The 4652-nt window shown below is 72.8% G+C and carries 4 protein-coding genes; 2 read left to right on the forward strand and 2 right to left on the reverse strand.

All coding sequences use genetic code 11. The features are described from left to right. Together AC2VNT_RS06930 and AC2VNT_RS06935 are read right to left on the reverse strand one after the other, a co-directional pair. Positions 1-2449, reverse strand: a 2449-nt coding sequence (locus AC2VNT_RS06930; protein ID WP_486946148.1) for an alpha-(1->3)-arabinofuranosyltransferase, incomplete at its 3' end; no start/stop codon positions are given. 49 nt (positions 2450-2498) lie between these two features. Beyond that, positions 2499-2672, reverse strand: a complete 174-nt coding sequence (locus tag AC2VNT_RS06935; RefSeq protein ID WP_486946151.1) for a DUF2613 domain-containing protein — start codon at positions 2670-2672, stop codon at positions 2499-2501. Positions 2673-2783: 111 nt separating this feature from the next. Here AC2VNT_RS06935 and AC2VNT_RS06940 point away from each other — a divergent pair, with 111 nt between their 5' ends. Beyond that, the gene (locus AC2VNT_RS06940; RefSeq protein ID WP_486946149.1) at positions 2784-3932 is read left to right on the forward strand and encodes a glycoside hydrolase family 3 N-terminal domain-containing protein; all 1149 of its coding nucleotides are present in this window, start codon (positions 2784-2786) and stop codon (positions 3930-3932) included. A 74-nt stretch (positions 3933-4006) separates the two neighbouring features. Then, positions 4007-4651: a TetR/AcrR family transcriptional regulator gene (locus tag AC2VNT_RS06945; RefSeq protein ID WP_486946150.1), complete on the forward strand. Its 645-nt coding sequence runs from the start codon at positions 4007-4009 to the stop codon at positions 4649-4651. Position 4652 lies beyond the last annotated feature (1 nt).

The raw sequence follows: 4652 nt of genomic DNA on the forward strand, positions 1-4652 counted from the left end.
GCGGTTCGCCGGCCCGGTCAAACCGCAGCGTGGTGGTGCCGTTGGCGGTGGAGATCTGGATACGGCGGACTTGGGCGCCGATCGCGCTCGCGCTGGGCGTCACGATGATGGTGCCGTTGGTGACCGGGTGGTCGAAGTCCACCTGCAGCCACTGGCCGACCGCCGTCTGCAGCGCGTTGGAGACCCAGGCGGTGGTCGGGTCGCCGTCGACCGCGGCCGCCGGCGACGCCGACGGGGCGACGTCGGGCAGTGCGGTGGCATCCGAAGACGAGCTCGACACGGTCACCGACCCGCCGATCCAGCCGGCGAAGACGGTGCCGGCACCGGGCGTCGGGTAGTCGGCCACCCGGTTGTGGGTGTGCCGGGGGTCACCGACGGCCCGGGTGGCCGACGCGTGGTCGTCGACCCGGCCGTAGTCGACCTCCCGGGCCAGCGGGGTGTCGGTGACGGTCACCAGCGGTGTGGCCAGCCCGGCCCGGCGCGCGTCGGCGGTGAGCAGCACCGGCCCGAGCGCCGGCAGCCCGCGCAGCCGGCGCCCCTCGTCGAGCCGCAGCAGCACCTCCGGACCGCCGTCCACCCGCGGCAGCGCGTCGGCGTCGGCCAGGTAGGGCGTCCCGGGATTGGCCGGCCCGGCCCGATGGTCCACCCGGTACACCTCGACCGCCGGATACGGTGGCCGCAGCCCGCTGTCGGAGACGAACCCGTCGACCGTCTCGCCGCCGACCGGCTCGCCGAACTGGGCCACCTTGACCAGTCCCGGCGATCCGTCGACGGCGCGGTGCGCCAGGATCGGCCGGGTCGACCGCGAGATATCCGGGTCCAGGTCGTTGCGCAGCACCAGGTAGGAGATGCCCTGTCGGGCCAGCGTGTCGGCCAGTCCGGCCGAGGGGCGGCCGGCGGCGAAGAGCTGCTGCACCGAGTCCAGTGCCCGGATGGTCGCCGGCGGCGTCAGCGGAATCGAGTCGCGCACCCCCCAGGGACCGGCCTCGAGCACCTGCAGCGGCTCGTCGTGGCTGGTTCCCCAGCTCTGGGTGGCGAACGGCGCCCCCGGGGCGACCAGCACCCGACCCGGAGCCGGGGTTCCGGTGTTGTGCCCGGCCAGCCAGGCGGCGGCGTCGCGCCAGTACTGCGGCAGCGCGGTGAAGGTGGTCGTCGGGGTGAGCCGCCCGGTCCAGGCCAGCGCCGTGCTCACCAGCAACGCGACCAGCACGACCAGCCCGACCGCGGCCCGTTTGTGGTGTTCGGGGTGGGTGAACTCACGCCGCCAGACCGCGGCCGGTGCGCTGCCCGGCAACGGTATCCGGCCGAGCAGCCCGACCAACCCCAGCACCAGCGGGATCCGGATCACCGACTCCAGCTTGTGCAGGTTGCGCAGCGGGGCGCCGGCGGCGTCGAGGAATGCCTGCACCTGCTGGGCCACCGGCGAGCCGAGCCCGCCGGAGTAGCCGACGGCCAGCAGCACCACGCCGACCAGCAGCATCGTCACCAGCCGGCCGGCACCGGGCAGCCGGCGGCGGACCAGCCCGGCCAGCCCGGCCAGCCCGGCGGCGGCGACCAGGCAGGTGCCCAGGATCAGCACCGGCCGGGTGATCAGCGGCGCGCCCGCGGTGGCGTCCGGCGCGACGAACGGTGTCCAGCTGTGCGTGCCGCGGAGCATCTCGACCAGCGAGGTCCACTGGGTGGTGACGCCGGAGGATTCGATGAAGTCCAGGAACGGCGGGCTGACCCGGCCCAGCAGCAGCAGCGGCACCAGCCACCACAGCACCGCCGGCACCAGCGCGATCAGCCACCACCCGGTGAATCGCCACCACCGCCGGTTCGGCCGGTGGCAGGCCAACCAGATCATCGCCGGCAGCATGCCGGCCAGGGTCGCCACCGCGTTCACCGCACCCATCAGCGCGACGGCCACCCCGGCCTGCCCGGCCAGCGCCCGCACCGGCCGGTCCGGGTCGGCTCGCAGCGCCCGGACGACCGGCAGCAGCACCCAGGGGGCCAGCATCATCGGCAGTGTCTCCGACGAGATGGTGCCCAGAGTGGCCAGCACCCGGGGGGAGAGGGCGAAGGCGGCGGCACCGAGCACCCGCGATGTCGGGCTGCCGATGCCGCGGCCGTCGTTGAGCGCCTCGGCCAGCCGCAGCATCCCCCAGAACCCGACCGTCAGCAGCGCCGCCCACCACAGCCGCTGGGTGACCCAGCCGGGCAGCCCGGCCAGGTGGCCGGCGACGAAGAAGGTGCCTTGCGGGAACAGGTAGCCGTAGGCCTGGTTCTGGGTCTGCCCGAACGGCAGCTCACTGTTCCACAGGTTTGCGGCGCGGGCCACCAGCCCGAGCGGGTTGGCGGTCAGGTCGAGTTTGGTGTCCGGCGAGACGCGTCCGGGGGACTGGGCGAAGCTGCACAGCAGCGCGGCCGCGCCGACCAGCCAGAGCCGACGCCGCGGGGCCGGGACCACAGTCGATGACGAAGCGGGTGCGGCACCGGATGCGGTCGGGATTCGAAGGTCAGCCGCGGTCGCCGTATTCCACCCGGTTCAGTACCGACGACTGCGGATCGCCGCTGGCGATCCGCGGCTTGGTGTCCTGCTGCACCATCAAGGTGATCCCGAAGATCGCCGCGGCGCCCAGCAGCGGGCCGACCACGATGCTGACCGCCGCTGGCACCAGGACCCGGCGCATCATCGTCCCCTTCACGTCGTAGCTGCGGTCGGCTCCAGGCGGCCGGCCCGGACGCCAACCTAGCACGGGGGGATGTCCGGTCACCGGGCCGAACCATGACAGCATGGGACGATGCCTTCACCGCTGCCGCGCTTCCTGCTGCCCGTGCTGCTCTCGACCGTGCTGTCGGCGGCCCTGCTGGGCTGCTCGCGCACCGCCGAGGAGCAGTCCCCGGCCGCACCCGAGCCGCCGTCGGCGGCCGCACCGCGGTCGGTCTGCGCGGACCTGTCCGGCCGCGACAAGCTGGCCCAGCTGCTGATGGTCGGGGTCACAGACGCCGACGACGCTCGGGCGGTGGTGGCCGACCAGCACGTCGGCGGGATCTTCATCGGCAGCTGGACCGAGCTGTCCATGCTGACCGACGGGTCGCTGGCCGAGATCGCCAAGGGCGCCGGCCCGCTGCCGCTGGCGGTCAGCGTCGACGAGGAGGGCGGCCGGGTGTCCCGGTTGTCGTCGTTGATCGGCACCTCGCCGTCGGCCCGGGAGCTGGCCTGGAACCAGACCCCCGACCAGGTGTATCAACTCGCCCTGGAGCGCGGCAAGAAGATGCGTGACCTGGGCATCACCGTCGACTTCGCGCCGGTGGTCGATGTCACCGACGCCCCGGCCGACAGCGTGATCGGCGACCGCTCGTTCAGCGCGGACCCGGAGACGGTCACCAAATACGCCGGCGCGTACGCCCGTGGCCTGCGGGAGGCCGGCCTGCTGCCGGTGCTGAAGCACTTCCCCGGCCACGGGCACGGCTCCGGGGACTCGCACACCGCCGGGGTGGTGGTCACCCCGCCGCTGGCCGAGTTGCAGGACGACGACCTGGTGCCCTACCGCACCCTGGTCACCCAGGCGCCGGTCGCGGTGATGATCGGCCACATGCAGGTGCCGGGGCTCACCGGCGACGACCCGGCCAGCCTGAGCCCGGCCGCGGTGCAGTTGCTGCGCGACGGCACCGGCTACCACGGCCCCCGCTTCGACGGCGTGGTGTTCAGCGACGACCTGTCGTCCATGGCGGCGATCAACGAGCACTACGGGGTCGCCGAGGCGGTGCTGCGCTCGCTGCAGGCCGGCATCGACGTCGCGCTGTGGATCACCACCGACGAGGTGCCCGCGGTGCTGGACCGGCTGGAGAAGGCGGTCGCCGCCGGCGAGTTGAAGACCGAGGCGGTCGACGCGGCGCTGGCCCGGGTGGCCACCGCCAAGAAGCCGGACTCGCACTGCGGCAGGTGACGCATTCGCTGGGCGCGCAGCTTACTCGGGAGTAATATAGACGCTCGCGGGTTAGCGAGAAGGGGCGTCCAGCAATGGCCGGTGGTAGCAAGCGGTTACCGCGCGCCGTTCGTGAGCAGCAGATGCTCGACGCGGCCGTGCAGATGTTCTCGATGAACGGCTACCACGAAACCTCGATGGACTCGATCGCGGCCGCGGCGCGGATCTCCAAGCCGATGCTGTACCTGTACTACGGCTCCAAGGAGGAGTTGTTCGGCGCCTGCCTGAACCGCGAGCTGCGTCGCTTCGTCGAGCAGGTGCGCTCCGACATCGACCTGCAGCAGAGCCCGAAGGACTTGCTGCGCAACGCAATCCTCGCCTTCCTGCGCTACATCGACACCAACCGGTCGTCCTGGATCGTGATGTACACCCAGGCCACCAGCACCCAGGCGTTCGCCCAGACGGTCCGGGAGGGCCGGGAACGGATCATCGAGTTGGTGCGCGGCCTGCTGCAGGCGGGTACCCGCGATCCGGGGCCCGGCACCGACTTCGACATGATGGCCATGGCGCTGGTCGGCGCCGGCGAGGCGGTCGCCACCCGGATCAGCGCCGGCGACACCGACGTCGACGACGCCGGCGAGCTGATGTTCAACCTGTTCTGGCGCGGTCTCAAGGGCGCGCCGGGTGGCCGGCGGGGGTCGGGACGCGCCGGCAGCGCGACCGGAGCGGCCGTCGGTTAGT

The organism is Mycobacterium sp. TH-M15 (assembly GCF_057473705.1).